The sequence below is a fragment of the Stenotrophomonas sp. 89682_Sma genome (assembly GCF_056481405.1).
Window position 1 is genome coordinate 1,410,349 of record NZ_CM151147.1, and the last position, 25,595, is coordinate 1,435,943.

The 25,595-nt window shown below is 67.5% G+C and carries 21 protein-coding genes; 13 read left to right on the forward strand and 8 right to left on the reverse strand.

The window, feature by feature from the left end:
• Positions 1 to 166: 166 nt before the first annotated feature.
• Positions 167 to 2,374: a TonB-dependent receptor gene (locus ACZK29_RS06525; protein ID WP_459047460.1), complete on the reverse strand. Its 2,208-nt coding sequence runs from the start codon at positions 2,372 to 2,374 to the stop codon at positions 167 to 169.
• 135 nt (positions 2,375 to 2,509) lie between these two features.
• On the opposite strand from ACZK29_RS06525, the gene ACZK29_RS06530 reads away from it, so the two are divergent.
• Together ACZK29_RS06530 and ACZK29_RS06535 are read left to right on the forward strand one after the other, a co-directional pair.
• Positions 2,510 to 2,923, forward strand: coding sequence for a MerC domain-containing protein (locus tag ACZK29_RS06530; RefSeq protein WP_008264835.1), 414 nt, complete (start codon positions 2,510 to 2,512; stop codon positions 2,921 to 2,923).
• Positions 2,924 to 3,033: 110 nt separating this feature from the next.
• A complete protein-coding gene (locus ACZK29_RS06535; RefSeq protein ID WP_004150462.1) occupies positions 3,034 to 3,213 on the forward strand; it encodes a 30S ribosomal protein THX in 180 nt (59 codons plus the stop codon).
• Between the two features lie 128 nt (positions 3,214 to 3,341).
• On the opposite strand, the gene ACZK29_RS06540 is transcribed toward ACZK29_RS06535, so the two are convergent.
• From ACZK29_RS06540 to ACZK29_RS06550, 3 genes are all read right to left on the reverse strand, one after another.
• On the reverse strand, positions 3,342 to 4,592 hold the full coding sequence (locus ACZK29_RS06540; protein ID WP_478446817.1) for an alkaline phosphatase family protein: 1,251 nt from the start codon (positions 4,590 to 4,592) through the stop codon (positions 3,342 to 3,344).
• A gap of 429 nt (positions 4,593 to 5,021) precedes the next feature.
• A complete protein-coding gene (locus ACZK29_RS06545; RefSeq protein ID WP_111204648.1) occupies positions 5,022 to 5,513 on the reverse strand; it encodes a methylated-DNA--[protein]-cysteine S-methyltransferase in 492 nt (163 codons plus the stop codon).
• Positions 5,510 to 6,988 (reverse strand): DNA-3-methyladenine glycosylase 2 family protein, encoded by a 1,479-nt coding sequence (locus ACZK29_RS06550; RefSeq protein WP_478446818.1) that lies wholly within the window; start codon positions 6,986 to 6,988, stop codon positions 5,510 to 5,512. Before ACZK29_RS06550 ends, ACZK29_RS06545 begins: the two co-directional genes overlap by 4 nt.
• 378 nt (positions 6,989 to 7,366) lie before the next feature.
• On the opposite strand from ACZK29_RS06550, the gene ACZK29_RS06555 reads away from it, so the two are divergent.
• From ACZK29_RS06555 to ubiM, 4 genes are all read left to right on the forward strand, one after another.
• Positions 7,367 to 8,530, forward strand: coding sequence for a COG3904 family protein (locus tag ACZK29_RS06555; RefSeq protein ID WP_111203968.1), 1,164 nt, complete (start codon positions 7,367 to 7,369; stop codon positions 8,528 to 8,530).
• Positions 8,531 to 8,588: 58 nt separating this feature from the next.
• A complete protein-coding gene (locus tag ACZK29_RS06560; RefSeq protein WP_111203967.1) occupies positions 8,589 to 9,134 on the forward strand; it encodes a DUF4019 domain-containing protein in 546 nt (181 codons plus the stop codon).
• Positions 9,135 to 9,145: 11 nt separating this feature from the next.
• Complete coding sequence (locus ACZK29_RS06565; RefSeq protein WP_111203966.1) at positions 9,146 to 9,535, forward strand: MAPEG family protein; 390 nt, start codon at positions 9,146 to 9,148, stop codon at positions 9,533 to 9,535.
• 79 nt (positions 9,536 to 9,614) lie between these two features.
• On the forward strand, positions 9,615 to 10,793 hold the full coding sequence (gene ubiM, locus ACZK29_RS06570) for a 5-demethoxyubiquinol-8 5-hydroxylase UbiM (RefSeq protein ID WP_478446819.1): 1,179 nt from the start codon (positions 9,615 to 9,617) through the stop codon (positions 10,791 to 10,793).
• 11 nt (positions 10,794 to 10,804) lie between these two features.
• On the opposite strand, the gene ACZK29_RS06575 is transcribed toward ubiM, so the two are convergent.
• On the reverse strand, positions 10,805 to 11,026 hold the full coding sequence (locus tag ACZK29_RS06575; RefSeq protein ID WP_478446820.1) for an RNA-binding S4 domain-containing protein: 222 nt from the start codon (positions 11,024 to 11,026) through the stop codon (positions 10,805 to 10,807).
• 266 nt (positions 11,027 to 11,292) lie between these two features.
• Between ACZK29_RS06575 and ACZK29_RS06580 the strand changes: the two genes are divergently transcribed.
• The 5 genes from ACZK29_RS06580 (at position 11,293) to ACZK29_RS06600 (ending at position 19,600) form a co-directional block, all read left to right on the forward strand.
• Positions 11,293 to 13,239 (forward strand): DEAD/DEAH box helicase, encoded by a 1,947-nt coding sequence (locus ACZK29_RS06580; protein WP_478446821.1) that lies wholly within the window; start codon positions 11,293 to 11,295, stop codon positions 13,237 to 13,239.
• 227 nt (positions 13,240 to 13,466) lie between these two features.
• On the forward strand, positions 13,467 to 15,890 hold the full coding sequence (locus ACZK29_RS06585) for a putative bifunctional diguanylate cyclase/phosphodiesterase (RefSeq protein ID WP_478446822.1): 2,424 nt from the start codon (positions 13,467 to 13,469) through the stop codon (positions 15,888 to 15,890).
• 109 nt (positions 15,891 to 15,999) lie between these two features.
• Positions 16,000 to 17,664 (forward strand): sensor domain-containing diguanylate cyclase, encoded by a 1,665-nt coding sequence (locus ACZK29_RS06590; protein ID WP_111203962.1) that lies wholly within the window; start codon positions 16,000 to 16,002, stop codon positions 17,662 to 17,664.
• A gap of 34 nt (positions 17,665 to 17,698) precedes the next feature.
• Positions 17,699 to 18,421, forward strand: a complete 723-nt coding sequence (locus tag ACZK29_RS06595) for a pseudouridine synthase (protein ID WP_012510490.1) — start codon at positions 17,699 to 17,701, stop codon at positions 18,419 to 18,421.
• A gap of 114 nt (positions 18,422 to 18,535) precedes the next feature.
• A complete protein-coding gene (locus ACZK29_RS06600; RefSeq protein ID WP_478446823.1) occupies positions 18,536 to 19,600 on the forward strand; it encodes a sensor domain-containing diguanylate cyclase in 1,065 nt (354 codons plus the stop codon).
• A 40-nt stretch (positions 19,601 to 19,640) separates the two neighbouring features.
• On the opposite strand, the gene ACZK29_RS06605 is transcribed toward ACZK29_RS06600, so the two are convergent.
• The 3 genes from ACZK29_RS06605 to ACZK29_RS06615 are packed head-to-tail and all read right to left on the reverse strand — an operon-like array spanning position 19,641 to position 21,881.
• Complete coding sequence (locus ACZK29_RS06605; RefSeq protein ID WP_061479504.1) at positions 19,641 to 20,588, reverse strand: DMT family transporter; 948 nt, start codon at positions 20,586 to 20,588, stop codon at positions 19,641 to 19,643.
• 34 nt (positions 20,589 to 20,622) lie between these two features.
• Complete coding sequence (locus ACZK29_RS06610; protein ID WP_111203959.1) at positions 20,623 to 21,441, reverse strand: DUF72 domain-containing protein; 819 nt, start codon at positions 21,439 to 21,441, stop codon at positions 20,623 to 20,625.
• Positions 21,438 to 21,881, reverse strand: coding sequence for a VOC family protein (locus ACZK29_RS06615; RefSeq protein WP_049427701.1), 444 nt, complete (start codon positions 21,879 to 21,881; stop codon positions 21,438 to 21,440). The genes ACZK29_RS06610 and ACZK29_RS06615 overlap by 4 nt, the downstream gene beginning before the upstream one ends.
• Positions 21,882 to 21,991: 110 nt before the next feature.
• Here ACZK29_RS06615 and ACZK29_RS06620 point away from each other — a divergent pair, with 110 nt between their 5' ends.
• Both ACZK29_RS06620 and smrA read left to right on the forward strand, forming a co-directional pair.
• The gene (locus tag ACZK29_RS06620) at positions 21,992 to 23,551 is read left to right on the forward strand and encodes a serine hydrolase (protein ID WP_164147114.1); all 1,560 of its coding nucleotides are present in this window, start codon (positions 21,992 to 21,994) and stop codon (positions 23,549 to 23,551) included.
• Between the two features lie 199 nt (positions 23,552 to 23,750).
• Positions 23,751 to 25,583 carry a multidrug efflux ABC transporter SmrA gene (gene smrA, locus ACZK29_RS06625; protein WP_478446824.1) on the forward strand — a complete coding sequence of 611 codons (1,833 nt, stop codon included), beginning with the start codon at positions 23,751 to 23,753 and terminating at the stop codon, positions 25,581 to 25,583.
• Positions 25,584 to 25,595 lie beyond the last annotated feature (12 nt).

Here is a 25,595-nt window from a genome sequence, read left to right on the forward strand (position 1 = left end):
CTTTGTGACGGATACGTGATGGTATCGACCCCAACGAGAACGGGGACCCGAAGGCCCCCGTGGGATCCGACCCCTGCCGATCGGTACATCCACGCCATGCGTGGATGCCGTTGCTCTGGGGTCAGAGCCCTTTCCGTCGGAAAGGGACCCGCCCCCCGTTACGCGATCAGAAGAACGCGCGGATGCCGAACGCGACGCCACGGCCCGGCAGCGGCGAGTAGTCACGCAGCAGCGACGTATGCGGGCGCACTTCACGGTTGGTCAGGTTGCTGCCATCCAGGAAGACCTCGTAGCTGTTGCTGGCGTTGCGGTCCCAGCGATAGGCCAGGTGCGCATCGACCAGGGTGTAGCCGTTGCTCGGCTCCTCGTTCTGCGCCACGTCCTTCTGGCGGCTGTAGCGCACCGCACCGACCGACGCGCGCCAGCCGTCCTTCGACCAGCGCAGGTCGGCGCCGACGCGGGCCGGGGCGATACGCGGCAGGTAGCCGGTGTTGGCCAGCTCCACGCTGTAGTTGTGGTTGTGGTCGCCGTGCGGCACGGCGATGTCAAGGTTGCGGCTGCCGCTGCCATCCAGCTTGGCCTTCACGTAGTCACCGAACAGGCGCAGATCCCAGTCACCGGCGCCACCCTCGAACAGGTGCACCAGCGCTTCGGCCTCGGCGCCGCGGAACACCGCGTCCTGCTGGGTCCAGGCGCGGACCGGCAGGCCTTCGGTAACGCCGGTGTCGGCCAGGTAGATGAAGTCCTTGAACTTGGTCTGGTAGACCGATGCGGAGAAGTCCAGGCGCTCGCTGTGGGTGTGGATGCCCAGTTCCACGCGCTGGCCGCGCTCGGTCTTCAGGTTGCCGTCGCCGATTTCCAGCGAACGGGTAGCAATGTGCGCGCCGGCGGCGTACAGCTCTTCATTGGTCGGCGCACGCTCGGAGCTGTCCACGCCGATGCGCAGGTCGACTGCGTCGTTGAGCTTCCAGATGCCGGCAGCCGACAGATTGGTGGCGCCGAAGGTGCGGCGACGGTAGTCACCGGTCGGGTCCAGCTTGACCTGGTCGTGGCGGCCGCCCAGTTCCAGCTTGAACGGGCCGAACTGCTTTTCCTGCAGTACGAACAGGCCGATGTTCTTCGTGCCGGTATCCGGAACGAATGCCTCTTCGCCCTTGGCGCCGAAATCACTGTTGCCGAACTGCAGGCCGAAGGCACCGTCCCAGCCGCCGATCTGCTGCTGCACCGCCTCCAGGCGTGCTTCGATGCCACGGTTGGTGAAGCGGGTCGACGGCGTGCCGGCCTCCAGCTCCACGTGCTCGTAGTCGGTATAGGCCACGCGTGCGTTGATGTTCTTCAGGAACGAGACCGGGTTGTAGATGCCGGCTTTGGTCTCGAAGCGGTTCTGCACCATGTCGATGCGCACGTCGTGCTCGTCGCCGCCTTCCTCTTCGTCGCCGTGGTCGTGGCCGTGGTCATGGCCGTGATCGTCGCCATCGGCGTGCACGTGCGCGCCATTGGGAATGCCGTAGTTGGTGCGGTAGGTGCTGGCCGACACGCCGAAGTAGCCGCCTTCGCCCAGCCAGGTCGCGCCGACGCCGCCGGCGCGGGTACGGATGGAGCTGTTGTCGAGGCGGCCGCGGCGCGGCTCTTCGCCTTCCTCGCCCGCGTGGTCGTGGTCATGGTCGTCGTGGTGGTCTTCCAGGCTGTCGATCACCGCATAGCCGGGAATGCGGTAGTCGTCGCCATTGCGCACCAGGCCGTCCACATGAAGCACGACATTGCCGCTGACGCCATCGAGGCGGAACATGCCGCTGCGCTCGTTGTTCACCGAATTGCCGCGCAGCTCGGCGCGGCCGCTGAGCGGGCGCTCCGGCAGTTCGCGCGCGATGCGCCCATCGACCACATTGACCGCGCCACCGATGGCGCCGCTGCCGAACAGCAGCGTCGCCGGCCCCTTCAGCACTTCGATCTGGTCGGCAAGGAACGGCTCGATGCTGGTGGCATGGTCCGCACTGACGGTGGACGCATCCATGTTGCCCATGCCGTTGGACAGCACGGCAACGCGCGGGCCTTCCTGGCCGCGGATGATCGGCCGGCCGACGCCGGGGCCGAAGAAGGTGCTCTGCACGCCCGGCAGCTTGGCCACGGTGTCGCCGAGGGTACCGGCCTTCTGCTCGTCCAGGCGCTCGCCAGCCAGCACGTCAACCGGGCGCGCCAACGATTCGGCATCGCCCTGAAGCGGCGACGCGGTGACCTGCACCGACGACAGTTCAGTCAGGTGGCGGTCACGATGGGAGGTGTCCTGGCCGGCTGCAAAGGCAATGGACGGTAGCAGGGTGGCCAGAGCCAGGGCCAGGGAATGCGGCTTGAGCCGCGGGGTGTGGGCGGGCATGAAGAAGTCCTTTGTTACTGTATATCAATCGCTGGGCGCACGAATCCCGTCAGCGGGACAGGGGGAGGGAAACCGTGCGGGTCGGGAATGGATGTTATATTATTCCATAACGATTCGCCGACCCTGCTGGAAGTCATGTCCCTGTCCTCACGCCTGCGCCACCTGCTCGACCGTTTCGGCGCCACGGGTTCGATGCTGTGCGCGGTGCACTGCGCGGTGATCCCGGTGCTGCTGGCCGCCGCGCCCTCGCTGGGCCTGTCGTTCTGGCTGAGCGACGGCGTGGAACAGGCGCTGGTGGTGTTCGTGACCCTGCTGGGGTTGTTCAGCCTGGTCTGGGGCTACCGTCGCCACGGTGCGCTGCGTGCGCTGGGCTTCCTGATTCCCGGTCTGGTCGCGCTGTGGGCGGGCGTGCTGTACGACCCGCTGCATCACAACGCGGTACCGCATGCGGTGGTGATGACCATTGGCGGCTTGTTGGTTGGCGTTGCCCACCTGGTCAACCTGCGCCTTAACCACGGCCACGTGCACGACGCCAGCTGCGCGCACTAGGCGCTCCATGGTAGGATTTTCGATCGTGCGCGGGGGCGCCCAGCAAGGCGGCCCCGCCGAACCCGTGTCAGTACGGGGTAACCAGATTTCACACTTGAGGAGTTGAAGACATGGGTAAGGGTGACCGCAAGACCGCCAAGGGCAAGCGCTACAACGCCAGCTACGGCAACGCCCGTTCGCACACCGCGAGCAAGGTCGCCGTAGGCGCCGCCGCTCCGGTTGCCAAGAAGACCGTGGCCAAGGCTCCGGCGAAGAAGGCTGTGGCGAAGAAGGCCGTCGCCAAGGCCTGATCCGGCGGAACGACCGGTTCAAGGAAGAACGCGGCGCCTGGCGCCGCGTTTTTTTATGCGTGTCGTCCGGGCCGGCGCTACCCACATTGGCGCGGTAGCGCCGGGCCATGCCCGGTGAAGACATTCGATCAACGCAGGGTCTGCTTCAGTGTTTCCGCATTGCCGTCGTTCGGCGCGGCCGGTACCTGCAGCAGGTGAGCCAGCAGCGGGTAGACGTCGACGTTGTCGAAACCGTCGATCACCAGGCCCTGGCGGAACGACGGGCCACCGGCCACGAACACGGCGCGCATCGAGGGCAGGGCGTTGTCATAGCCGTGCGAGCCGCGGTCCTGCTTCGCGCGCTTGGCGATCTTTTCGCGGTGCAGCGCATCCCAGCCTTCATCCATCGCACAGACGATGGCCGGAACCCGCGGGTGCGTACCGTAATGCCAGCGCGGTGGCAGGTTTTCCTTCTTCCAGCATTCGTAATGCGCATGGCGGCCAAGCAGCGCGCGCTCGGCATCCGTTTCACGGCCGGGCAGAGGGGCGAACCCTACAGATTGGCCCTGGCTGACATTGCGCGCGATGGCCGGATCGACCATCGATTCGGTCGCGATCACATGGCCGTCGGCGACACTGGCCATGCCATGGTCGGACACCACGATCACATTGGTGGTCGATGCCAGCCCACGCTGCTGCAGGCCGTCCAGTACCTGCCCGATGATCTGGTCGGCACGCACGATGGCCTCGGCGTACTGCTTCGATTCAGGGCCGTAATTGTGGCCGGCCTTGTCCACGTGTTCCATATACAGCGTGGTCAGGCGCGGCGCATCGGCGTCGGTCTGCGACAGCCAGTCCAGCACGGTGCCGGCGCGCTGCTCCAGCGGTTCCTTGTCGTCGTAGACCCGCCACTGGCTGGGGCGCACGCCACGGATTTCCGACTCGCTGCCCGGCCACGAGGTGGTGGCGGTGCGCACGCCGACGTTCTCGGCGCCGACCCAGATCGGTTCGCCACCCCACCAGCCGCTGGTGATGACCGCGTCGCGGTTGCTCAGTTCGAAGCGGCCCAGGATTGCATCGTCCATGCTGTTGTTGACGATGCCGTGGTGGTCCGGGCGCAGGCCGGTGACGAGGGTGTAGTGGTTGGGGAAGGTCAGCGACGGGTACGAAGGCGTCATCCAGCGCGCGCGGACGCCGCCGTCGATCAGTCGCTGCAGGTTCGGAGTGAGCCCGCGGTCCAGCGCATCGGCGCGCAGGCCGTCGATGGAGATCAACAGCAGCTTCGGCGGCGCGGTCGTTGCAGCAGCGGCGGGAACGGAGGCGGAAGGGGCGGGCGTGGTGGTGCAGGCGGCCAATGGCAGCAGCAGCGCCAGCGCGCAGGTCAGGCGTACGGAAGTCATCGGAACATCATAAGCGGCGGCAATGACGCGCCCAAGACACGCTGCACCGAAGGGCGCAGCGTGTCCGCGCATTTTTCCTTATCCCCGCGCCTGTGGGCGCGCGCCCTTCAACAACAAGGGGGCTCTTCTCCAGACAGAGTACAGACGCTTCCATCCACGCATGGCGTGGATCTACCGTGTCGACCAAGGTCGACACCTGCCAGCAGCAGTGCAGTACGCCGTCCCGGCAGATCGCAGGAATCAGTCGAAGGCGGGGTGGGTCCGGTTGCAGGGGCGTGAGCGCCATGGATGGCGCGACCGAGCTTACAGGGATGTACTTGCAGCGTCCCCTGCAACCGGACCCGCCCCGCCTCCCCGCAAGTAGCGCGCTGTTGCAGTTGCTGTTGCTCTAGCCTCGGCGGGTGCCGGGCGCAGCCCGGCCAGCAACTCTCAGGTAAACAGCGGTGCCTGCCGTTGTTCCAGCCGCAACAGCGCGGCCTTGGTTTCCAGCCCGCCGCCGAAACCGGTCAGCGCGCCGTTGCTGCCGATCACACGATGGCAGGGCAGGATGATCGGCAACGGATTGCGGCCGTTGGCCGCGCCCACCGCGCGGGTCGCGCTGGGTTGGCCCAGGTGCTGCGCCAGCTGCAGGTAACTCCAGGTCTGGCCGAACGGGATCAGCGCCAGCGCCTGCCACACGCGTAGCTGGAACGGGGTGCCACGTGGCGCAAGCTGCAGGTCGAACTGGTGGCGCTCGCCGTGCAGGAACTGCAGCAGCTGGTCGCGCGCTTCCGGCAAAGCATCCGGCACGTAATGCCAGTCGTCGCGGCCGCGTGCCGGATGGCGGTTCTCCGGGAACAGCACATGTGACAGGCCACGCTCGTCACCGGCGATGGTCAGCACGCCGATGGGGCTGTCGAAACGATCAAACAACAGGGTCATGTCGGTTCTCCAACGAAGGTGCCGGACAGGTGCCACAGGTGCAGCACGGCGTAGGCGCGCCACGGGCGCCACGGTTGCGAGCGCGCTTCAGTTGCACGCTCGCTCAGGCGCTGGCCCTGTGCGTGGCCAAGCACCTGCTGCAGTACGAGGTCGCCGGCGGGGAAGGCATCGGGTTGGCCGAGCCCGCGCAGGGCGATGTACTGCGCGGTCCATGGGCCGATGCCCGGCAATGCCACGCAGCGGGCCACGAACTCCTCCAATGCCTGGCCGGGTCCGAAGTCGAGCTGGCCACTGGCACACGCAGCGGCCAGCGCACGCACGGTGGCGGCGCGGCTGCGCGGCAGGCCGATCAATTCCAGCGGCGCTTCGGCCAGTACCTCGGGCGCCGGGAACTGGCGATCGAACTCGGACGGCATGCCCGGCAGATGCGCCCCATACGCATCCACCAGACGCCGCGCAAAGGTCGTGGCGGCGGCGACGCTGACCTGCTGGCCGAGCACGGCGCGTACGCCGACCTCGAAGCCATCCCAGCCGCCCGGAACGCGCAGGCCCGGGCGTTCGGCAATGCCGCGTGCCAGCAGCGGTTCCTCGCCCAGGGCGGCATGGACCTGTTGCAGGTCGGCGTCCAGATCGAATACACGACGCACACGGCGCACGATGTCGGGGATCAGGCGTGGATCGACGGCACCCAGCTGCAGGCGTAGTTCCGGCCGTTTCGGGTCGGCGGTGACACGCAGCAGCGTAGGGCGCTCGGGGGTGCCGAGCACGCGCTGGTAGCTGTCTTCGCCGATCAGCTCGATGCCGGGCAGGCTGCGCTTGCGCAGGAACGCCAGCATGCGTGGGAAATCCAGTGGCGGGCGATACACCAGGCGCAGCACCAGGCTGCCATCATCGGATGCCAACGGTTGATGCTGGCGGCGCAGCGCGGTCGGCGCCATGCCACAGCCCTGCAGGAACGCGGTATTGAAACGACGCAGGCTGTTGTAGCCGGCGGCCAGCGCGACGTCGGTCACCGGCAGCGTGGTTTCGGTCAGCAGCTGCTTGGCCAGCAGCAGGCGGTGGGTGGCATGGATCTGCCCGGGTGTTGCGCCGAGATGTTCGACGAACAGGCGCTGCAGCTGTCGCGCGCTGAGTCCGATCTTCTGCGCCAGGTCCGCTACCGGTTGCTCCTGCAGGAAGCCGCCATGGATGATGGCCAAGGCGCGCTGTACGGTCTGCCCGGCGAGGGCCTGCTGGGCCTGTGGCGCCAGTTCCGGGCGGCAGCGCAGGCAGGGGCGGTAACCGGCGGCAGCGGCCGCGGCGGCGGTCGGGTAGTAGGTGATGTTGTATGGTTTCGGCGGCGGCGCCGGGCAGACTGGGCGGCAGTAGATGCCCGTGCTGCGCACGGCGGTGAAGAACACGCCGTCGAAGCGTGCGTCACGGGCCAGGCGGGCGCGGTCGCAGGCGGCGGTGTCGAGGGCGAGGGCGGTGTCCATGGCGCCAGTCTAGGCCTGCGAGGGCAGCGATACTCGCCACATTCGGACATGGATGCTGAAGGGGGATCTGGCAGGGCCGCGCCCTGCACCCGCCGAGGCCAGAGCAACAACAGCGGGCTTCCTGGGGGACGGCGGGGTGGGTCCGGTTGCAGGGGACGCTGCAAGTACGTCCATGTAAGCTCGGTCGCGCCATCCATGGCGCTCACGCCCCTGCAACCGGACCCACCCCGCCTTCGAGAGGTTCCTGAGGCTGTTGGTGGGTGTCGACCTTGGTCGACACGCTTTCCCAAGGGTCAGAAGGGGTTCAGTGCCACGCGCTGAATGCGCGCCCCGGACGGGTAGACTGTGGCTCTTGCTCCCATGAATCCCGGTTGCCCGATGTCCGCCAAACTCCGCTGGTTGCCCCTGTTGTGCCTGGCCCTGGCGGGCTGCAGTCAGCTGGAGAATCCGGGCAATGTCACCGCCGCCGACAAGGCCGCACGGGCGCCGGCCAGCGATGGCGAGAACATGGTGTCGATCAACGCCGCCGACGCACCACCACCACCGGCGCCGCCGCGCAGCCGGGCGGATCGGCCGTGGCCTCAGGCGCAGCTGGAGAACGGCCGTGCGTGGGTCAGCTGCAGCACCGAATATGCCGGTGACGCGGGCGACGGCACCGAACTGAAAGGCCTGCAGCGCGAGCAGATCAGCCAGGCGCTGGCGCCGTGTGCCGAGCGCGGCCTGATGCGCGTGCGCTACGCCGGCAAGATCAATCCGGGCTTCGCCGAAATGATGTGGCGGTTGGCCGTGGTCGCTGACGAACAGAAGATCCACAAGCGCATCCTCGACCTGGACTCCAGTGGTGGCCAGGTGGAGTCGGCGATCGTTGCCGGCGACAGCATCGGTGAATCGGGCTGGACGATCTGGGTGCGCGAAGGCTCGATCTGCCACAGCGCCTGCGTGTTCGTGCTGGCGGCGGGTGACAACCGCCTGCTGTCGGGCAAGGTCGGCATCCATCGCATGATGCGGATCAGCTCCAAGGCCACCTCGCGCGCGGAACTCAACCGCGAGCTGCACGAGGTCTACGACAACGTGAAGGACTACCTGCAGCGCAACGGCGTGGCGGTGGGCGTGGCCGACCTGATGATGACCGTGCCCAACCGCAGCCTGCGCCTGCTGACGCAGGATGAGCTGCGCCAGTACGGCCTGGACGGCACCAACGCGGTGCAGGACGATCTGGAACGAATCAAGCAGATGCGGGCCTGTGGTGACGATTTCGTGCAGCGCAAGGACGCATTCCTTATCGCGTTCGACCAGCAGTGCAAGCGCGAAGGCGCCGACATGGAATCGATCAACAGCTGCGGCCAGGCACTGAAGCAGCGCTTCGGTTTCCCGGATGCGGTGTGCCCGGAAGAAAGCCCGCTGTCGGAAATCGACGTGGCGACGCTGCCGCCGGCACCGTCGGAGCCGGCGCCGGTGGCTGAGCAGGCGCCTGCAGACGTCGCCAAGCCCGCCGCGCAGGCCGATGCCGCCGTGGTGGAAGGCAGTGCCCACGCGCGCTGACGGCGTGGTCACCACGCTGGCGTAGACTGCGGTTCTTTCCCGAGAACCGGCGGTGTCCATGAAGCGCGTGCTCCTGCTGCTGTCCCTGATGCCCCTGACCGCGTTGGCGCAGGTTCCTGCGCCGAGCACGCCTGCACCGGCACCGGCGCGCCCGGCCCCGTCATCGCCGGCGGCTGCGAAACCGGCCACCGCCGGTATACCCGCGTTGACCGCCGCGCAGCAGGCGCAGGTGCAGAAACAGGATGCGGAAATGGGCGCGGCCGCAGTGAAGGCGGCGCAGCTGGTCGATGCCAACCGCGCCGGCGAATTGTGGGATGGCGCGTCGGCCGTTGCGCGCCGTGCGGTACCGAAGGCCGCCTTCGTCAGCCAGTTGACCGCCGAGCGCACGCGCCTGGGCGCGCTGGCGGGTCGAGGCCAGCCGACCATTACCCGGGTCAAGTACAGCGCCGGTGCTGCCGTGCCGGAGGGTCTGTACATCAACGTCAGTTTCCCGACCCGTTTCGCCAACAGTGCGCAGCCGGTGCGCGAGCTGGTCTCGTTCCGTTTCGACGAGGACCAGGTGTGGCGCCTGGCCGGTTACAGCCTGCGTGCGTCGGCACCCTGAGGAGATGATCGATGACAACTGAACTGACGATGCTGACGTGGTCGGTGCTGCTGGGCTTCGTCTACATCTTTGCTACTTCCACCGTGGTCACCCGCGAGCGCGGGATGAAGTGGAATGCCTCGGCACGGGATGGCGATGCGAAGCCGGTCAGCCCGCTGGCTGGTCGCCTGCAGCGGGCCCAGGCCAACTTCCTGGAGACCTTCCCGTTCTTCGCCGCCGCCGCGATCGCAGTGGTCGTGGCCGGTCGCGGCAACGACACCACGGCGCTGGCCACGCAGGCCTACTTCTGGGCGCGCGTGGTCTACCTGCCGCTGTATGCCGCGGGCGTGCCTTACGTGCGCAGTCTGGTGTGGCTGGTGTCGCTGCTGTCGATTCTGGCGCTGGTGTTCGCACTCCTGTAAGTCGGCCTGATCCAGATCAAGGCCGCTCAGGTGCGTGACGCTATGCTGGCGCGGACTGAATCAACAGCAGGAGGCGCGCATGCGCAGGATGGACGTGGTGGTGGTCGGCGCCGGACCGGCAGGCCTGTGCTTCGCGCGCGCGCTGGCCGGCAGTGGCCTGCAGGTCGGGCTGGTCGAAGTGCAGCCGCGCCAGGCCCTGGCCGAAGCCGCCTTCGATGGCCGCGAGATCGCGCTGACCCATGCCTCGCGGCAGAGCATGGAGCAGCTGGGGCTGTGGCAGCGCCTGCCGCAGGCCGAAGTCGCTGAACTGCGCGACGCCAAGGTAATGAACGGCGGCTCGCCGTTCGCGCTGACCTTCGCCAGCAGCCAGGTTGATGGCCAGCCGCTGGGGTGGCTGGTACCCAACCATCTGATCCGCCGCGCCGCGTGGGATGCGGTGCAGGGCCAGGACGGCCTGGAACTGTTCGATGGGCGCAAGGTGCAGGGCGTACAGGCCGATGCACAGGGCCATGTGGTCAAACTCGATGACGGCAGCCAACTTCATGCACGGCTGCTGGTGGCCGCTGACAGCCGCTTCTCCGCCACCCGCCGCACGCTTGGCATCGGTGCGCAGATGCGCGACTTCGGCAAGTCGATGCTGGTGTGCCGCATGCAGGTCGAGCGCGACCATCACCACACCGCCTGGGAGTGGTTCGGCTACGGCCGCACCATGGCGCTTTTGCCGCTCAACGAGGGCCAGGCGTCGGCGGTGATCACGTTGCCGCCTCGGCAGATCGAGGCGCTGCTGGCGATGGACGAGATAGCCTTTGGTGAGGCCGTCAGTGCCTGCTTCGAGCGCCGCCTTGGCCGGATGCAGCCGGTGGCCACGCCGCAGGCGTATCCGCTGGTGGGGGTGTACGCGCACCGCTTCGTCGGCGAGCGTTCGGCGCTGATCGGCGATGCCGCGGTGGGCATGCACCCGGTCACCGCGCATGGCTTCAACCTGGGCCTGGCCAGCGCGCAGCGGCTGGCGCAGGGTATCGTCGCGCAGCAGCGCCGCGGTGCCGATATCACCGCCGAGGGGATGCTGGCCAGCTACCAGCGTGGTCATCGGCTGGCGTCGCGGCCCCTGTACGAGGCCACCAACGCGATCGCCAGCCTGTACACCGACGATCGCCGTCCGGCGCGCCTGCTGCGGGCGGCCGGCCTGCGCCTGGCGCAGGGCGTGGCACCGTTCAGGCAGCTGATCGCCTCGCACCTGACCCAGCGCGTGGCCTGAACCGGTTCAGATCAGCCGGCAGCCAGCACCCGGATCTGGCTGTCGGCGAACTCGACCACCTGGCCTGCGCGGATCTTGCAGGCCTTGCGCAGTTCGATTTCGCCATCGACCCGTACCTGGCCCTCGCTGATGACCATCTTGGCCTCGCCGCCACTGGTGACCAGGTCGGCCAGCTTGAGCAGCTGCTTGAGTTCGACGTAGTCGCCGTCGAGGTCGAATTCGAGAATCTGCATGGAACGGTTTCCTGGAGAGGGGCGTGGGCCAGCGGCCGGGCCGGTGAAGAGGGCGCGTATTGTGCGCCAGCGCGGGGCATGACGGCACACGCACGGCAAGCTGTACGCCTCGTTCAGGATCAATGCGGTATCATTCCGCTCTGAGCGAGTGAAATCTCCTCCGACCGAGCAGCGCCAGGGCACGCGATAAGAAGGGCGCCCAAAGCGCGGACCACCACCTTTTTTATCGCACTGCCAGGAAGACGGCAGTGCCTTCGGAGTTCCCCATGTCCCAAGATTCCCAAGCGCCGCTGCAGTTTGCGCAGCTCGGCCTGTCCGAGCCCGTGATGCAGGCGGTCACCGCCATCGGCTATGAAACCCCGTCGCCGATCCAGGCTGCCACCATCCCGGCGATGCTGGAAGGCCGCGACGTGCTGGGCCAGGCCCAGACCGGCACCGGCAAGACCGCAGCGTTCGCACTGCCGGTACTGTCCAACATCGACCTGCAGCAGATCAAGCCCCAGGCCTTGATCCTCGCGCCGACGCGCGAACTGGCCATCCAGGTCGCCGAGGCGTTCCAGTCGTATTCGTCGAAGATCCCGGGCTTCCGCGTGCTGCCGGTGTACGGCGGACAGCCGTACGGCCAGCAGCTGTCGGCCCTGCGTCGTGGCGTGCATATCGTGGTCGGTACCCCCGGCCGCGTGATCGACCACCTCGACCGCAGCACCCTGGACCTGTCCGAGCTGAAGACGCTGGTGCTGGACGAAGCCGATGAAATGCTGCGCATGGGCTTCATCGACGACGTCGAAGCGGTGCTGAAGAAGCTGCCGGAGCAGCGCCAGGTGGCCCTGTTCTCGGCCACCATGCCGCCGCAGATCCGCCGCATCGCGCAGACCTACCTGCAGGACCCGGTGGAAGTGACCATCGCGGCCAAGACCACCACTTCGGCCAACATCCGCCAGCGTTACTGGTGGGTGAGTGGCATGCACAAGCTGGATGCGCTGACCCGCATCCTGGAAGTCGAGCCGTTCGACGCGATGATCATCTTCGCGCGCACCAAGGCCGGCACCGAAGAGCTGGCCAGCAAGCTGCAGGCCCGTGGCCTGGCCGCTGCCGCCATCAACGGTGACATGCAGCAGGCCCAGCGTGAGCGCACCATCGCCATGCTGAAGGAAGGCAAGCTGGACATCCTGGTCGCCACCGACGTGGCCGCGCGCGGCCTGGACGTGGAGCGCATCAGCCACGTGCTGAACTACGACATCCCGTACGACACCGAAAGCTACGTGCACCGCATCGGCCGTACCGGCCGTGCCGGCCGCAGCGGCGAGGCGATCCTGTTCGCCACCCCGCGCGAGAAGGGCATGCTGCGCCAGATCGAGCGCGCCACCCGCCAGCCGATCGAAGAAATGCAGCTGCCGAGCGTGGAAGCGGTCAACGACACCCGCATCAACAAGTTCACCTCGCGCATCAGCGAGACCCTCGGCGCCGGTGGCCTGGACTTCTACCGCCAGCTGCTGGAGCGCTTCGAGAACGAGCAGAACGTGCCGGCGATCGAAGTGGCCGCCGCGCTGGCCAAGATGCTGCAGGGCGACACTCCGTTCCTGCTGCAGGCGCCGGTGCGCGCCCCGCGTGAAGAACGGGGCCCGCGCGAGCGTTTCGACCGTGGCGACCGCCCGGAACGCGGCGATCGCTTCGACCGCAACGAGCGTGGCCCGCGTTTCGAGCGCGGCCCGCGCCGTGACGACGCCGAAGGTGGTTTCGAGCAGCGTCCGCGCCGCGAGGTTCCGCCGCGTGGTGCACCGGAGCAGGGCATGGAGACCTACCGCATTTCGGTGGGCCACCAGCATGGCGTGAAGCCGGCCAACATCGTCGGCGCCATCGCCAACGAAGCCGGCCTGGAAAGCCGCTTCATCGGCCGTATCGACATCCACGACGACTTCTCGCTGCTGGACCTGCCGGCGCAGATGCCGCCGGACGTGCTGTCGCACCTGCAGAAGGTGTGGGTGTCCGGCCAGCAGCTGCAGATGCGTCCGCTGGCCCCGGGTGAAGACACCAACCCGGCCCCGCGTCCGTTCAAGCCGCGCTTCGACAAGCGTGGTCCGGGCGGCCCGGGTGGCCCGCGTCGTGGTGGTCCGGGTGGTCCGGGTGGCCACGGCGGCGACCGCGGCGGTGACCGCGACAGCCGCCCGCCGCGTCGTGACGGCTTCAAGCCGCGCGGTCCGCGCAGCTACTGAGCCGTAACGCAGCCATGACAACGCCAGCCTTCGGGCTGGCGTTGTGCGTTATGGGGCTGGAAAAGGGGACGGAGGGGATTAAGTCGTAAATGGCTGGCCGGGGCGCTTATGCCGAAAACGACTTGATCCCCTCCGTCCCCTTTTTCGCATGGCCAACACATTCCCGGTCCTAGGCTGAGCCGGTTCCAAAGGAGGTTGTCACCGCATCACATTCGGGGGGATCCGGGATGGGTAGGAGTGGCACGGACCAACAGAGCCGGCGGGTGCCGATGACCCGTGGCCTGGGACTGCGGTTTGCGTTGTTGACGGGCATGGCGATTGGACTGGTCGCACTGTCCGCCTTGATCCAGGAACTGCAGGCGGCTTCCACCGCCTGGATTGCCGGCCAAGGGTACTGGTCGCGGGGGCAGCAGGATGCGACCGCCGCACTCAGCCGCTACCTGGCGCGTGGTGATGCCCAGGACCTGGACGATGCGCGCCGGGCCCTGCAGGTGCCCATGGGGGATCTGCAGGCGCGGCTGGCACTGGAGCAGGCCGAACCGGACGAGGCCAAGGCCCGGCAGGGCTTCCTGCGGGGCGGCAACGCGCGCGCCGACATTCCACGACTGGTGTTCTCGTTCCGGTATGCACGCGACATCGGTGCATTCCGTGAAGCGACCGCCTTGTGGCGGCAGACCGATGGCGACCTGATGGCCGTGCAGCGGCTGGTGGATGAGCTGCAGCAGCGGCATGGCCAAGGCGTGCTGCCGGTCGCTGCGCGTGACCGCTACCTTCAACAGCTGCGTGATCTCGACCGTCGCCTGCAGGTGCAGGCGCAGGCGTTCTCGCAGGCATTGCTGCGCATGGCCACCATGGTGCGCATCGCGACGTTGGTGGTGGGAGGACTGTCGGTGCTGGCGATCAGCCTGATGGCGGTGGCCCTCGCGCGCCGCGTAGGCAAGGACCTGACCGAACACGAGAGCCGCTTCCGCGCGGCGTTCTACCAGGCCAACGTCGGCATGCTCAAGCTTGACACCGAAGGCACGGTGGTCGAAGCCAACCAGGCGATGGCCGATATCCTCGATTACCGGCGTGAGGTGCTGCTGCAGATGTCGCTCGGCGATCTGCTGATGGAAGGCGAGCTGGTCATCGACGGCGTTGGCCGCATCGACTGGGACCGCCAGCTGCGGCCGAGCGAACTGCGCTTCTGCCGCCGTGACGGCAGCCTGGTCTGGGGGCGCTGGAGCGGTACCGGGGTGCGCAGCGCCGGCGGTGGCCTGTCGGTGTTCGCGATCATCGAGGACGTCAGCCAGAACCATGCGCTGGCACGCGAGATCGAGCACCACGCCAGCCATGATCCGTTGACCGGCCTGATCAACCGTCGCGAGATCGAACGCCTGCTGGAACGCGCACTGCTGCAGGTGCGCAGCGATGGTGGAACGCATGCGCTGTGCTACATCAACCTGGACCACTTCAAGCTGGTGAACGACAGTTTCGGCCACGCCGCCGGCGATCAGATGCTGCGCAGTTTTGCCGACTACCTGGTGGCTGCGGTGCGTGATGGCGACTGGGTCGGGCGACTTGGCGCCGATGAGTTCGCGGTATTCCTTGCACATGCCAGCCAGGACGAAGCCAAGCGGGTGCTGCAGCGGGTGATCCGCAATCTGGGGCAGGCGACCTTCCCCGTCAGTGAAGGCAGCCCGCAGCTGAGCTGCAGCATCGGCGTGGTCGAAGTCAGTGCCGACGCACCCGATGTGAACTGGCTGATGAGCGCTGCCGACAGTGCCTGTTATGCCGCCAAGCAGGCAGGCCGCAACCGCGTGCACTGCTTCAACGAGAACCGCATGGCACTGGAGGAGCGGAGGCAGGAGGCCGAGCGCCTGCAGGGTGTCAGCCTGGCGATGGCCGAGAACCGGATGCTGCTGTATGCGCAGCGCATCGCCCGGGTTGGCGATCCGTCCTACCTGCACTACGAAGTGCTGGTGCGCATGCGGGGCACCGACGGCAGCCTCCACCTGCCCGGGCAGTTCATGCCCGCGGTGGAGCGCTATGGCATGGCGGTAGCGCTGGACCGGCATGTGCTCGGACTGCTGTTCCGCCACCTGCAGGTCTGCCCGGCGCATGTCCGCCAGCTGGGGCTGTGCAACGTCAATGTATCTGCCCAGTCGATTGCCGAACCGGGTTTCCTCGCCTTCGTCTGCGACCTGCTTGAACGCAACCGTGCGCTGGCTTCCAAGCTGTGTTTCGAGATCACCGAAACAGCCGCGATCAGCAACCTCAGCCAGGCCCGTGCGTTCATCGATGCGGTCAAGGCGCGGGGCTGCCGGATGGCACTGGACGACTTCGGCTCCGGCCTGTCTTCTTTCGGCTACCTGCGCCAGTTGCCGGCGGACATCCTGAAGATCGACGGCGCCTTCGTGCGGGACATGGATACTGACCCGGTCAGCCACGCCACGGTGCGTGCGATCAGCGAGCTCGGGCGCGAGCTGCAGATGGAAGTGGTGGCGGAGTGGGTGGAGACTGCCGAGGTCGCCGGTGCGCTGACCCGGCTTGGCGTACAGGGCCTGCAGGGCTACGCGATCGAGCGCCCGCAGCCGCTGGAACGGATGACCCTGGCGGACCTGAGGCCGTTCCGGCTGGTGGCCGTGAAGGGACCGCCCAGCGCTGGCTGAACCGCGGGCGCCGACTTTGGTCTACACATGCGCGGCGTACCCGGCTGCGATAATGCGCGCCAGGGGCGACGCGCAGTGGGCGCGGACGTAAGCAGGAACAGGACGTGGCGTGGGCGGCAGGCAGTGGCGGTATGGAACAGGAGCGGTGCTGGCCGTCCTGATGGTGTGGTTGGCGTTGCCGTGGCCACTTCAGGCTGCAGAGGCCGTGTCGGGCCGTGATTATCTTCTGGTCGGCGGCGCTACCGACGAGCCGACGCCGCACCGTGCGTGCACGCCGCAGATGCTGTCCGGCGCCCGCCAGCAGGCCGAGGTGCCGGCACCACCCACTGGCTGGTCGGGGGAGCCGCAGGCACTGGATGTGTTCAACGTCTTTGCCGGTGAAGTGCGCGTCCGGCATGGTGATCGCGAAATCTGCGGCGACATGCATGATGCCCGTACCCGCGATTCGCGTTTCCGTGCTGGTATCGGCATGGTGGCCGTACCGCCGGCCGGCAGCCACGAGCCCTTCCTGGTCTCCTGGCAGACGCCGCTGAAAACACGCTGGGTACCGACCCTACGGCTGGGCGCGCCCAGCCCGGTGCAGCAGAACGATACCGCGCGCCTGCTGGTACGTGCCGCCTGCATCGCGGTGGCGATCGCGCTGGCGCTGTCGGCGCTGATGGCGTTCCTGACCACGCGCGACCGCAGCTTCCTGGTCTATATCGCCTGCACCACCGTGCTGGTGCTGTGGCAGGCCGTCCTCGGTGGGCTTAGTGGCTACCCGGAACCCTGGTTGCCGGTGGGGGAGCATGGCGCGAAGTGGCTGCTGTCGTTGACCGCGGCCTCGCAGGCGCTGGTGCTGCCAGCGCTGTGGCGGCTGAACGGAGGCGACCGCGTGCTGCCTCGATCGCGCCCGGCGCAGCTGTTTGTGTTGTGGACCCTGATGGTGCTGGCCGCGCTGGTGCCGTGGCTGCGCTGGGAGCATCTGGCCTGGGTCGCACAGGGCCTGCAGGTGTCCTATCTGTCCGGGTGTGGCCTGGCACTGCTGGTCGGCATATGGGCACGCTGGCGCGGTGACCGTTGGGCGCAGGCGGGCCTGGCTGCACTGGCACCGATGCTGGTGCTGATCATCGCCGATGCCTGTGGTGCGGAGTGGCTGCTGGAATACCGGGTGGAAGCGTTGCAGCTGGCGGTGACCTGGCTGCTGATGATGGCTGCCTATGCCCTGAACCAGCGGCTTGGCCGCCTGCGCCAGCAGCGTGACGAGCTGCGCCAGCTGGCCGAGACCGATGGCCTGACCGGCCTGCCCAACCGTCGTGCCGGCCTGCAGCAGCTGGCGCGGCATCTGGAGCGTGTCAACCGCGAGGGCGGGCCGCTGGTGATCGGCTTCCTCGACATCGACCTGTTCAAGGACATCAACGACCGTCATGGCCACGCGGTTGGCGACCAGGTGCTGGTGGCCGTTGCGCGGGCCCTGCGTACGGCGGTGCGCAGCCAGGACGAAGTGGTGCGGATGGGTGGCGAGGAGTTCCTGCTGCTGATGCCGGGCATGCCGCGTGAGGCGGCATCGGCGCGACTGGACCGCCTGCGCCAGCGCATCACCGAGGCCGGGCAGGCGCTGCAGGTAGCGGGGCTGGAGGTAACCGCCAGCATCGGCCTGGCACAGTGGCGGCCGGGCGAGGATGACCTGGCGGCACTGCTGCGGCGGGCCGACCATGCCATGTACGTGGCCAAGCGCGCCGGCCGCAACCGTGTGTTCGACGGTGAAGAGCTCGATCCGCCTGGCCCGGCATGAGGCGCAGCGGGCGGCGATGCCGGATAATAGGGCGATGACCACCCGACTCAACAAACACATCGCCGACACCGGCTTCTGCTCCCGCCGCGAGGCCGATCGCCTGATCGCCGCGCGCCGCGTCACCGTCAACGGCCACCCGGCCGGCACCGGTGCGGTGGTGGGGGAAGAAGACCAGGTGCTGGTCGACGGCCAGCCGCTGCGCGCCCGCGTCGCCCGCAAGCCCGGCACCCGCCGCCACGTCTACATCGCGCTGAACAAGCCGGTTGGCGTCACCTGCACCACCGAAACATCGGTCAAGGGCAACATCGTCGACTTCGTCGGTCACGAACAGCGCATCTTCCCGATCGGCCGCCTGGACAAGGAGTCCGAAGGCCTGATCCTGATGACCAGCAACGGCGACATCGTCAACCAGATCCTGCGTGCCGAGAACGGTCACCAGAAGGAGTACCTGGTGGCGGTCAACAAGCCGGTCACCGATGAGTTCCTGCGCGGCATGGCCCGCGGCGTTCGCATCCACGACCAGATGACGCTGCCGTGCAAGACCTCGCGCATCGCCAAGTTCGGGTTCCGCATCACCCTGCAGCAGGGCCTGAACCGGCAGATCCGACTGATGGCTGCTGAGTTCGGCTACCGCGTGACCCAGCTGCGCCGTGTGCGCATCGACAACATCAAGATCGGCGCGCTGAAGCCGGGCCAGTGGCGCAACCTGACCGAGCAGGAACTGCAGGGCCTGCTGCCGAAGCAGCTGGACTGGTAAACGACGCCTGTGGGGCCGAGCCATGCTCGGCCGCCATTTGCCGGGTGCAGCCGGGCATGGGCCCGGCTCTGCATAAGCTAGACTTCGCGGTGACCTGCCGGAACGTGACGCTGCATGATCAAGCCCGACAAGCCTGCCAACGAAGCCCTTCGGCTAGAGGCGCTGTACCGCTACCGCATCCTGGATTCGGAGCGCGAAAAATCCTTCGACGACCTGGTGGTGATCGCCAAGGCGGTCTGCGGCACGTCGATGGCGGCGGTGACCCTGATCGACGTCGAACGGCAATGGTTCAAGTCGATCCAGGGCATCGATGCGGCGGAGAACCTGCGTAGCGAATCGATGTGCGGCCACGCCATCCTGCAGCCGCAGGAAATCATGGTGGTCGAGGACGCGCTGCAGGACATCCGCTTCCACGACAATCCGGTGGTGACCGGCGATCCGCACATCCGCTTCTATGCCGGTGCGCCGCTGATCAGTTCCGATGGCCTGCCGCTGGGCACGCTGTGCGTGTTCGATGCGCATCCGCAGCACCTGGCCAGCGACAAGGCCGAAGCGCTGGCCGCACTGTCGCGGCAGGTGATGCTGGTGATGGAACTGCGGCGCTTCGCCCTCGACATCCAGAAGCACATGCTGGAGCGGGATGATTACGAGCGCCTGTTGTCGGAATATCAGGAAGTACTGCTGGCGCAGAATGCCGATCTGGCCGCACAGAGCCGTACCGATGACTTGACCGGCCTGCCCAACCGCCGTGCGATGGCGGCCGCGCTGGAAGAGGCGGTGGCCGGGAATCCACCCACCGCGGCCTGCGTGGCGCTGTTGGACATCGACCATTTCAAGCACATCAACGACTTCCAGGGGCACGCCACCGGCGACCGGGTACTGGCCGAACTGGGAGCGTTGCTGCGCTCGCACTTCGCCGGCCGCGGCATGGCCGCGCGTTATGGCGGCGAAGAGTTCGTGGCGGTGATGCCCGGTACCGACCTGCGCACCGCGGAACTGCAATGCGAGTTCCTGCGCCTGGCGGTGGCCGACCTTCCGCTGGGGTTCCCGGTCACGATCAGTATCGGTGTCGCCCAGCACCACATTGGCGAGAGCGTGGACGAGACCCTGGCACGTGCCGACAAGGCGCTGTACCGGGCCAAGGGCAATGGCCGCAACCGGGTGGAACGGGCGGGCTGAATCGCCCCGCCCGGTAGATCCACGACATGCTTGGATGCACTCAATCGGCGATGTTGCGTGCTTCGGCCGTGCCAAGGATTTCCGGGTGCTGCACCGGCTTGCGGCGGTTCAGCAGCGGATGCAGGAACACCGCGCCGACAATGATGGCCACGCCCAGGTAGAACCACGGCGTGACCTCGTGCTGCTCGCGCAGCAGCACCACCGCCAGCACCACCGCATAGACCGGCTCCAGGTTGGTCACCAGTTGAACCGTATAGGCGCTCAGGTGGCGCAGCGCGACCAGGGCCAGGGCGAACGGCAGCAGCGTGCAGAACCCGGCCAGCACCAGCAGCAGGATGCCGTCGTGCAGATTCGGGACCACCCACAGCGGGCTGGCCAGTGCTGGCAGCAGGTAGGGCATCAGCGGTGCCAGCAGGGTCAGGGTGAGGGTGCCGGCCCCCAGCTCCAGGGCGGTGACCGTGAGCGGATCGGCGTGGCTGACCATGCGCTTGTTGAGCGAGCCGAACACCGCCACCAGCAACGCCGAGATCGCGCCGATCAGTACACCCAGGCGCATGCCATCGGGCACGCCACCCACCACCAGCGCCACGCCCGGCAGTACTGCCAGGCCGAAGGCCAGTTCACGCAGCTGGAACGGCCGCTTGGCCACCCACGGTTCGATGATTGACGTGAACACCGGCGCCAGCGCGATGCAGGTGGCGGCCACCGAGGCATTGGCCAGCTTCACCGCACCGTAGAACGTCAGCCAGTGCAGGGCGACCAGCGCGCCGATGCCGGCGTAGCCGGCCACCAGCCGCAGGGGCAGGGTGCGCAGCCCGCGCCACACCCGTGGCAGCAGGGCCAGCATCGCCGTCACCAGCAGCATGCGCCACCACACCAGCGGCAATGCGGGCAGGGTGATCAGCTTGCCGAGGATGGCGGTGATGCCCCACAGCAGGACACAGAAATGGATCTGCCACAGCGCTTTGCGGGTGTCGGGTGTGCTCATCTGCCTATTGTGAGGCAAGGCGAACGTCGCAGCGCTACCCGCGTGCGGAATGGCTGCTCTGGTCAACCTGCCGCTGCAGCGCCATCGCTGCCGCCGGGTTGCGCGCCTTGCCTGCGCCGATGCACAGCAGGTAGACCTCGCGCGGGCTTTCAGGGGTGGGCCCTGCCAGGCAGGGCAGGTCGTCCACCGGCTCGCCGCGCGACCAGCGCCTGGCCCGTTCGGCCCAGCGCTGCTGCACGGGCGCCGGCAGGCCCTCCTTCAAGCGGGCCTGGCTGCGCTTGATCCGTGCGTAGACGAAGCCGGCGCTGACATCGCCGTGCAGGGGCGCCTCGTCGCTGTCCTCGATCACCAGGGCCACGCCATGCGCGCGTGCGGCGGTAACCAGTGCCGGGCCATGCGCCTCGGCATTGCGGACTTCCAGGGCGTGCTGCAGCGGCACGCCGTCCAGCTGCTTGGGCAGCTGCGCCATCAGCCGTTCCAGTGCTTCGGCATCGGCCGGATGCCGTGGATCGAACTGCCACAGCAGCGGGCCCAGCCGGTCGCCGAGTGCGAGTGCGGCCTGCAGGAACGGCGCCGCGGCATCCACCGTGCTGGACAGGTCGCGGCGCTGCACCAAGTAGCGCGGCGCCTTCAGCGAGAAACGGAAGCCTTCGGGGGTCTGCGCCGCCCACTGCGCACACTGCGCTGCGGTCGGCGTGCGGTAGAACGTGCCGTTGATCTCGATGCAGCGCAGCGCACGGCTGGCGTGTGCCAGCTCTTCGCGCTGCGGCAGGCCGGCGGGATAGAACACGCCGCCGCGCCATTCCGGAAACACCCAGCCGCCGATGCCGCAGCGGATCGCTTCGGCGGTCACTGGCCGTGGTCCGCGCGCCACGGATCGTAGCTGCCGAACCACCACAGGTAGCCTTCCGGATCGGCGCAGGCATAGCCACGGCCGCCGTAGTCCTGGTCGGCGATGTCGATGACGATGCGGGCGCCTGCGGCCTTGGCCCGGGCGTAGTGCGCGTCGGCATCGGTGACGATCACGCAGGCACTCTGGGTCTGGCGGCCGCCCACCTCGTCCGGCATTGCGGCATGCTGGCTCCACGCGCTTTCCTTGTTGGCCGAGCCGAGCATGATCATGCCGTTGCCGAAGGTCAGCTGGGCGTGGAACACGGTATCGCCGTCGGCATACACCGCCTGGGCATGGAAGCCGAAGGCGCGCTGCAGCCAGTCGATCGCCGCCTGCGCATCGCGGTAGCGCAGGCAAGGAATGATGGTGGATCCATTGCTCGGTTGGCCGTTCCCGTCCATGACGCCCCTCCTATGGCACAGGCCAGCCTGCGCCGATGACCGTTACCATCGCGCGAACCCCTGATGACGGCCTGCACATGGCCGCCACCCCTGTTCGGAGATCGTGCTGGATGAAACCCTGGATTGGAGGAGCCGTGCTGCTGGCATGCACGACCATGGCAAGCGCGGCCACGCCGGCGCAGCTGCAGGACCTGGATGCGACCGTCGAGCGCGTACGCGCGCAGTTCGACGTGCCCGGCATCGCCGTGGCCGTGGTCAAGGACGGCCAGGTGGTGCTCGAGCGCGGCTGGGGCGTGCGTGAACAGGGCAGGCCGGAGCCGGTCCAGGCCGACACCCTGTTCGCCATTGCGTCCAATACCAAGGCGTTCACCGCAACCTCGCTGAACCTGCTGGCCGAGGACGGCACGCTGAAGATGGACGACAAGGTGATCGATCACCTGCCGTCGTTCCGCATGTCCGACCCGTTCGTGACCGGCCAGATGACGATCCGCGACCTGCTGTCACACCGCAGTGGCCTGAGCCTGGGCGCTGGTGACCTGCTGTTCTGGCCGACCACCTCCTACAGCAATGCCGAAGTGGTGGAGCGCCTGGGCAAGGTGCCGCTGAAGGGCGGTTTCCGCGAAAGCTATGCCTACGACAACATCCTGTACGCGGTGGCCCAGCAGGTGATCGAACATGTCTCCGGCATGAGCTACCAGCAGTTCCTGCAGACCCGCATCTTCGACAAGGTCGGCATGGCCGGCACCCGCTACAACGCCGATCACCTGAAGCCCGGTGACAAGGCCGCCGTCGGCCACGCCAAGTACGATTTCAAGGACCTGCGCACCGTTGCGCCGCTGACCTGGTCGAACAACGCCGGTGCCGGTGGCATCTATTCCAGCGCGCATGACATGGCGCGCTGGATGCAGGTGCAGCTGGCCGAGGGCAAGCTGGCCGATGGCACGCCGCTGTTCACCGAGAAGAGCCAGCAGCAGATGTGGCGGATGATCACGCCGCAGTCGATCCCGGCGCCGAGCGTGCCGGAGCTGGCACCGGCTCGGGCCAACTTCGCCGGCTATGGCGAAGGTTGGAGCCTGAGCGACTATCGCGGGCAGAAGCTGGTCTGGCACACCGGTGGCTGGCCGGGCATGGTCTCGCGGCTGACCCTGGTGCCGGGCGAGAAGCTGGGCGTGGTGGTGCTGACCAACCAGGAAGTGGGCGCAGCGTTCAATGCGATCACCCTGAGCGTGCTCGATGCCTACCTGGGCGGTGAAAAGCACGACTGGGTGGATGCCTATGCCAAGGCCGTGGCCAAGGGCCAGGACAAGGCCGACGAGGCGTGGGCCAAGCACCAGAGTGCACGCGACAAGGGCAGCAGGCCGTCGCTGGCGCTGGCCGGCTATACCGGCACCTTCCGTGACCGCTGGTACGGCGACATGCAGGTCAGCAGCGAGGGCAAGGGCCTGCGCCTGCGCTTTGCGAAGACCGCGCAGCTGAGCGGGCGCCTGGAACACTGGCAGCACGACACCTTCATCGTGCGCTGGGATGATCGTTCGCTCAACGCCGACGCGTTCGTGAACTTCAGCCTGGACCCGGATGGCAAGGTGCGCGAGGTGCACATGCAGCCGATTTCCGACCTGACCGATTTCAGTTTCGATTTCCAGGACCTGCTGTTCACCCCGGTGAAATGACGCCGCCGGGCGTGGCCCGGCGCTAACGTTTGACGAACCCGATGGGTAGTGCCGGCCGCTGGCCGGCAACCTCATGATCCCCGGAATCATCGCGAGGTTGCCGGCCAGCGGCCGGCACTACCGGAGCCGCGGAGATCATCGGCCGGCGTACACATCCGCCGTGGGATACTCCGCCGGCTAATGTTTGCGAGGGAATGCAATGTTCCGTTGGTTTGAATCCCTGATTCCGGTGTTCCCGCCCGTGGATGGGCGCATGCCACCGCGCAAGGTACTGCCGTTCTACCTGCACTACCTGCGCCCGGTGTGGCCGGTGCTGCTGGCCACGCTCATCGCCGGCCTGCTGCTGGCGCTGGTGGAAGTGGCGATGTTCGATTACCTGGGCCGCATCGTCGACATGGTCGCCGAGCAGCCGGGCGCCGACTTCTTCAAGCGCCACGCCAATGAACTGGGCTGGATGCTGTTCATCACGGTCATCGCGCGGCCGATCCTGGTCGGCCTGCACAACCTGCTGGTCAACCAGGCCATCGTGCCCGGCCTGAGCAACCGCTCGCGCTGGCTGATGCACAACTACGTGGTGCGGCAGAGCCTGAGCTTCTTCCAGAACGACTTCGCCGGCAGCGTCGCCAACCGGGTGATGCAGACCGGTACCTCGCTGCGCGAGTCGGCGGTGCAGATGGTCGATTCGCTCTGGTACATCGTGGTCTACACCGGTACGGCGCTGTACCTGTTCGCGCAGGCCGACTGGCGGCTGATGGTGCCGCTGATCCTGTGGCTGCTGGCCTATGCGGTGATCCTGGCCTACTTCGTGCCGCGCGCGAAGGAACGGGCGTGGATCGCGTCGGAGGCGCGTTCCAAGGCCATGGGCCGCATCGTCGATGGCTACACCAACATTCCCACGCTGAAGCTGTTCGCCCATGGCGGGCGCGAGCAGGCCTACGTGGCCGAGTCGATCCAGGAGCTGGCGGTCAAGCACCGCGCACAGACCCGCATCACCACCGGCATGGACCTGACCATCGCCATCGTCAACGGCTTCCTGATCGCCGGTACCTGCGGGCTGGCGCTGTGGCTGTGGAATGGCGGGCACATCACCGTCGGCGCGATCACCCTGGCCACCGGCCTGGTGATCCGCATCCACAACATGTCCGGCTGGATCATGTGGACCATCAACGGCATCTTCGAGGATATCGGCACGGTGCAGGATGGCATCACCACCATCGCCCAGCCGCTGACCGTGCAGGACCGCGACGATGCGGTGCCGCTGCAGGTGACCCGCGGCGGCGTGCATTTCCAGGACATCCATTTCCACTACGGCAAGAAGGGTGGAGTGATCGCCGGCCTGGACCTGATGGTGAAGCCGGGTGAGAAGATCGGCCTGGTCGGTCCGTCCGGCGCCGGCAAGTCGACCCTGGTCAACGTACTGCTGCGCCTGTACGACCTGGAGAGCGGCCGCATCCTGATCGACGACCAGGACATCGCGTACGTCACCCAGGAAAGCCTGCGCCAGCAGATCGGCGTGGTCACCCAGGACACCTCGCTGCTGCATCGCTCGATCCGTGACAACCTGCTGTACGGCCGCCCGGATGCCACCGATGAGCAGCTGCACGCGGCGGTGGCCAAGGCACGCGCGGCTGCTTTCATCGATACGCTGGTGGACGGGCAGGGCCGTCGCGGCTACGACGCCCACGTCGGCGAGCGCGGCGTGAAGCTGTCCGGTGGCCAGCGCCAACGCATCGCCATTGCCCGCGTGCTGCTGAAGGACGCACCGATCCTGGTGCTTGACGAAGCCACTTCCGCGCTGGACTCGGAAGTGGAAGCGGCGATCCAGGACAGCCTGGATGAGCTGATGGGCGGCAAGACGGTGATCGCGATCGCGCACCGGCTGTCGACCATCGCGCGCATGGACCGGCTGGTGGTGATGGACCAGGGCCGCATCGTCGAGACCGGCAGCCATGCGGAGCTGATTGCGGCCGGTGGCCTGTACGCACGATTGTGGGCGCGGCAGACCGGTGGTTTTGTCGCCGCCGATCAATGACCGCTTCCGGGT

Bases quoted from the DNA above. Each gene is read 5' to 3' on its own strand.
- ACZK29_RS06525 (WP_459047460.1), bottom strand. From the start codon at position 2,374: ATGCCCGCCCACACCCCGCGGCTCAAGCCGCATTCCCTGGCCCTGGCT.
- ACZK29_RS06530 (WP_008264835.1), top strand. From the start codon at position 2,510: ATGTCCCTGTCCTCACGCCTGCGCCACCTGCTCGACCGTTTCGGCGCC.
- ACZK29_RS06535 (WP_004150462.1), top strand. From the start codon at position 3,034: ATGGGTAAGGGTGACCGCAAGACCGCCAAGGGCAAGCGCTACAACGCC.
- ACZK29_RS06540 (WP_478446817.1), bottom strand. From the start codon at position 4,592: ATGACTTCCGTACGCCTGACCTGCGCGCTGGCGCTGCTGCTGCCATTG.
- ACZK29_RS06545 (WP_111204648.1), bottom strand. From the start codon at position 5,513: ATGACCCTGTTGTTTGATCGTTTCGACAGCCCCATCGGCGTGCTGACC.
- ACZK29_RS06550 (WP_478446818.1), bottom strand. From the start codon at position 6,988: ATGGACACCGCCCTCGCCCTCGACACCGCCGCCTGCGACCGCGCCCGC.
- ACZK29_RS06555 (WP_111203968.1), top strand. From the start codon at position 7,367: ATGTCCGCCAAACTCCGCTGGTTGCCCCTGTTGTGCCTGGCCCTGGCG.
- ACZK29_RS06560 (WP_111203967.1), top strand. From the start codon at position 8,589: ATGAAGCGCGTGCTCCTGCTGCTGTCCCTGATGCCCCTGACCGCGTTG.
- ACZK29_RS06565 (WP_111203966.1), top strand. From the start codon at position 9,146: ATGACAACTGAACTGACGATGCTGACGTGGTCGGTGCTGCTGGGCTTC.
- ubiM (WP_478446819.1), top strand. From the start codon at position 9,615: ATGCGCAGGATGGACGTGGTGGTGGTCGGCGCCGGACCGGCAGGCCTG.
- ACZK29_RS06575 (WP_478446820.1), bottom strand. From the start codon at position 11,026: ATGCAGATTCTCGAATTCGACCTCGACGGCGACTACGTCGAACTCAAG.
- ACZK29_RS06580 (WP_478446821.1), top strand. From the start codon at position 11,293: ATGTCCCAAGATTCCCAAGCGCCGCTGCAGTTTGCGCAGCTCGGCCTG.
- ACZK29_RS06585 (WP_478446822.1), top strand. From the start codon at position 13,467: ATGGGTAGGAGTGGCACGGACCAACAGAGCCGGCGGGTGCCGATGACC.
- ACZK29_RS06595 (WP_012510490.1), top strand. From the start codon at position 17,699: ATGACCACCCGACTCAACAAACACATCGCCGACACCGGCTTCTGCTCC.
- ACZK29_RS06600 (WP_478446823.1), top strand. From the start codon at position 18,536: ATGATCAAGCCCGACAAGCCTGCCAACGAAGCCCTTCGGCTAGAGGCG.
- ACZK29_RS06605 (WP_061479504.1), bottom strand. From the start codon at position 20,588: ATGAGCACACCCGACACCCGCAAAGCGCTGTGGCAGATCCATTTCTGT.
- ACZK29_RS06615 (WP_049427701.1), bottom strand. From the start codon at position 21,881: ATGGACGGGAACGGCCAACCGAGCAATGGATCCACCATCATTCCTTGC.
- ACZK29_RS06620 (WP_164147114.1), top strand. From the start codon at position 21,992: ATGAAACCCTGGATTGGAGGAGCCGTGCTGCTGGCATGCACGACCATG.
- smrA (WP_478446824.1), top strand. From the start codon at position 23,751: ATGTTCCGTTGGTTTGAATCCCTGATTCCGGTGTTCCCGCCCGTGGAT.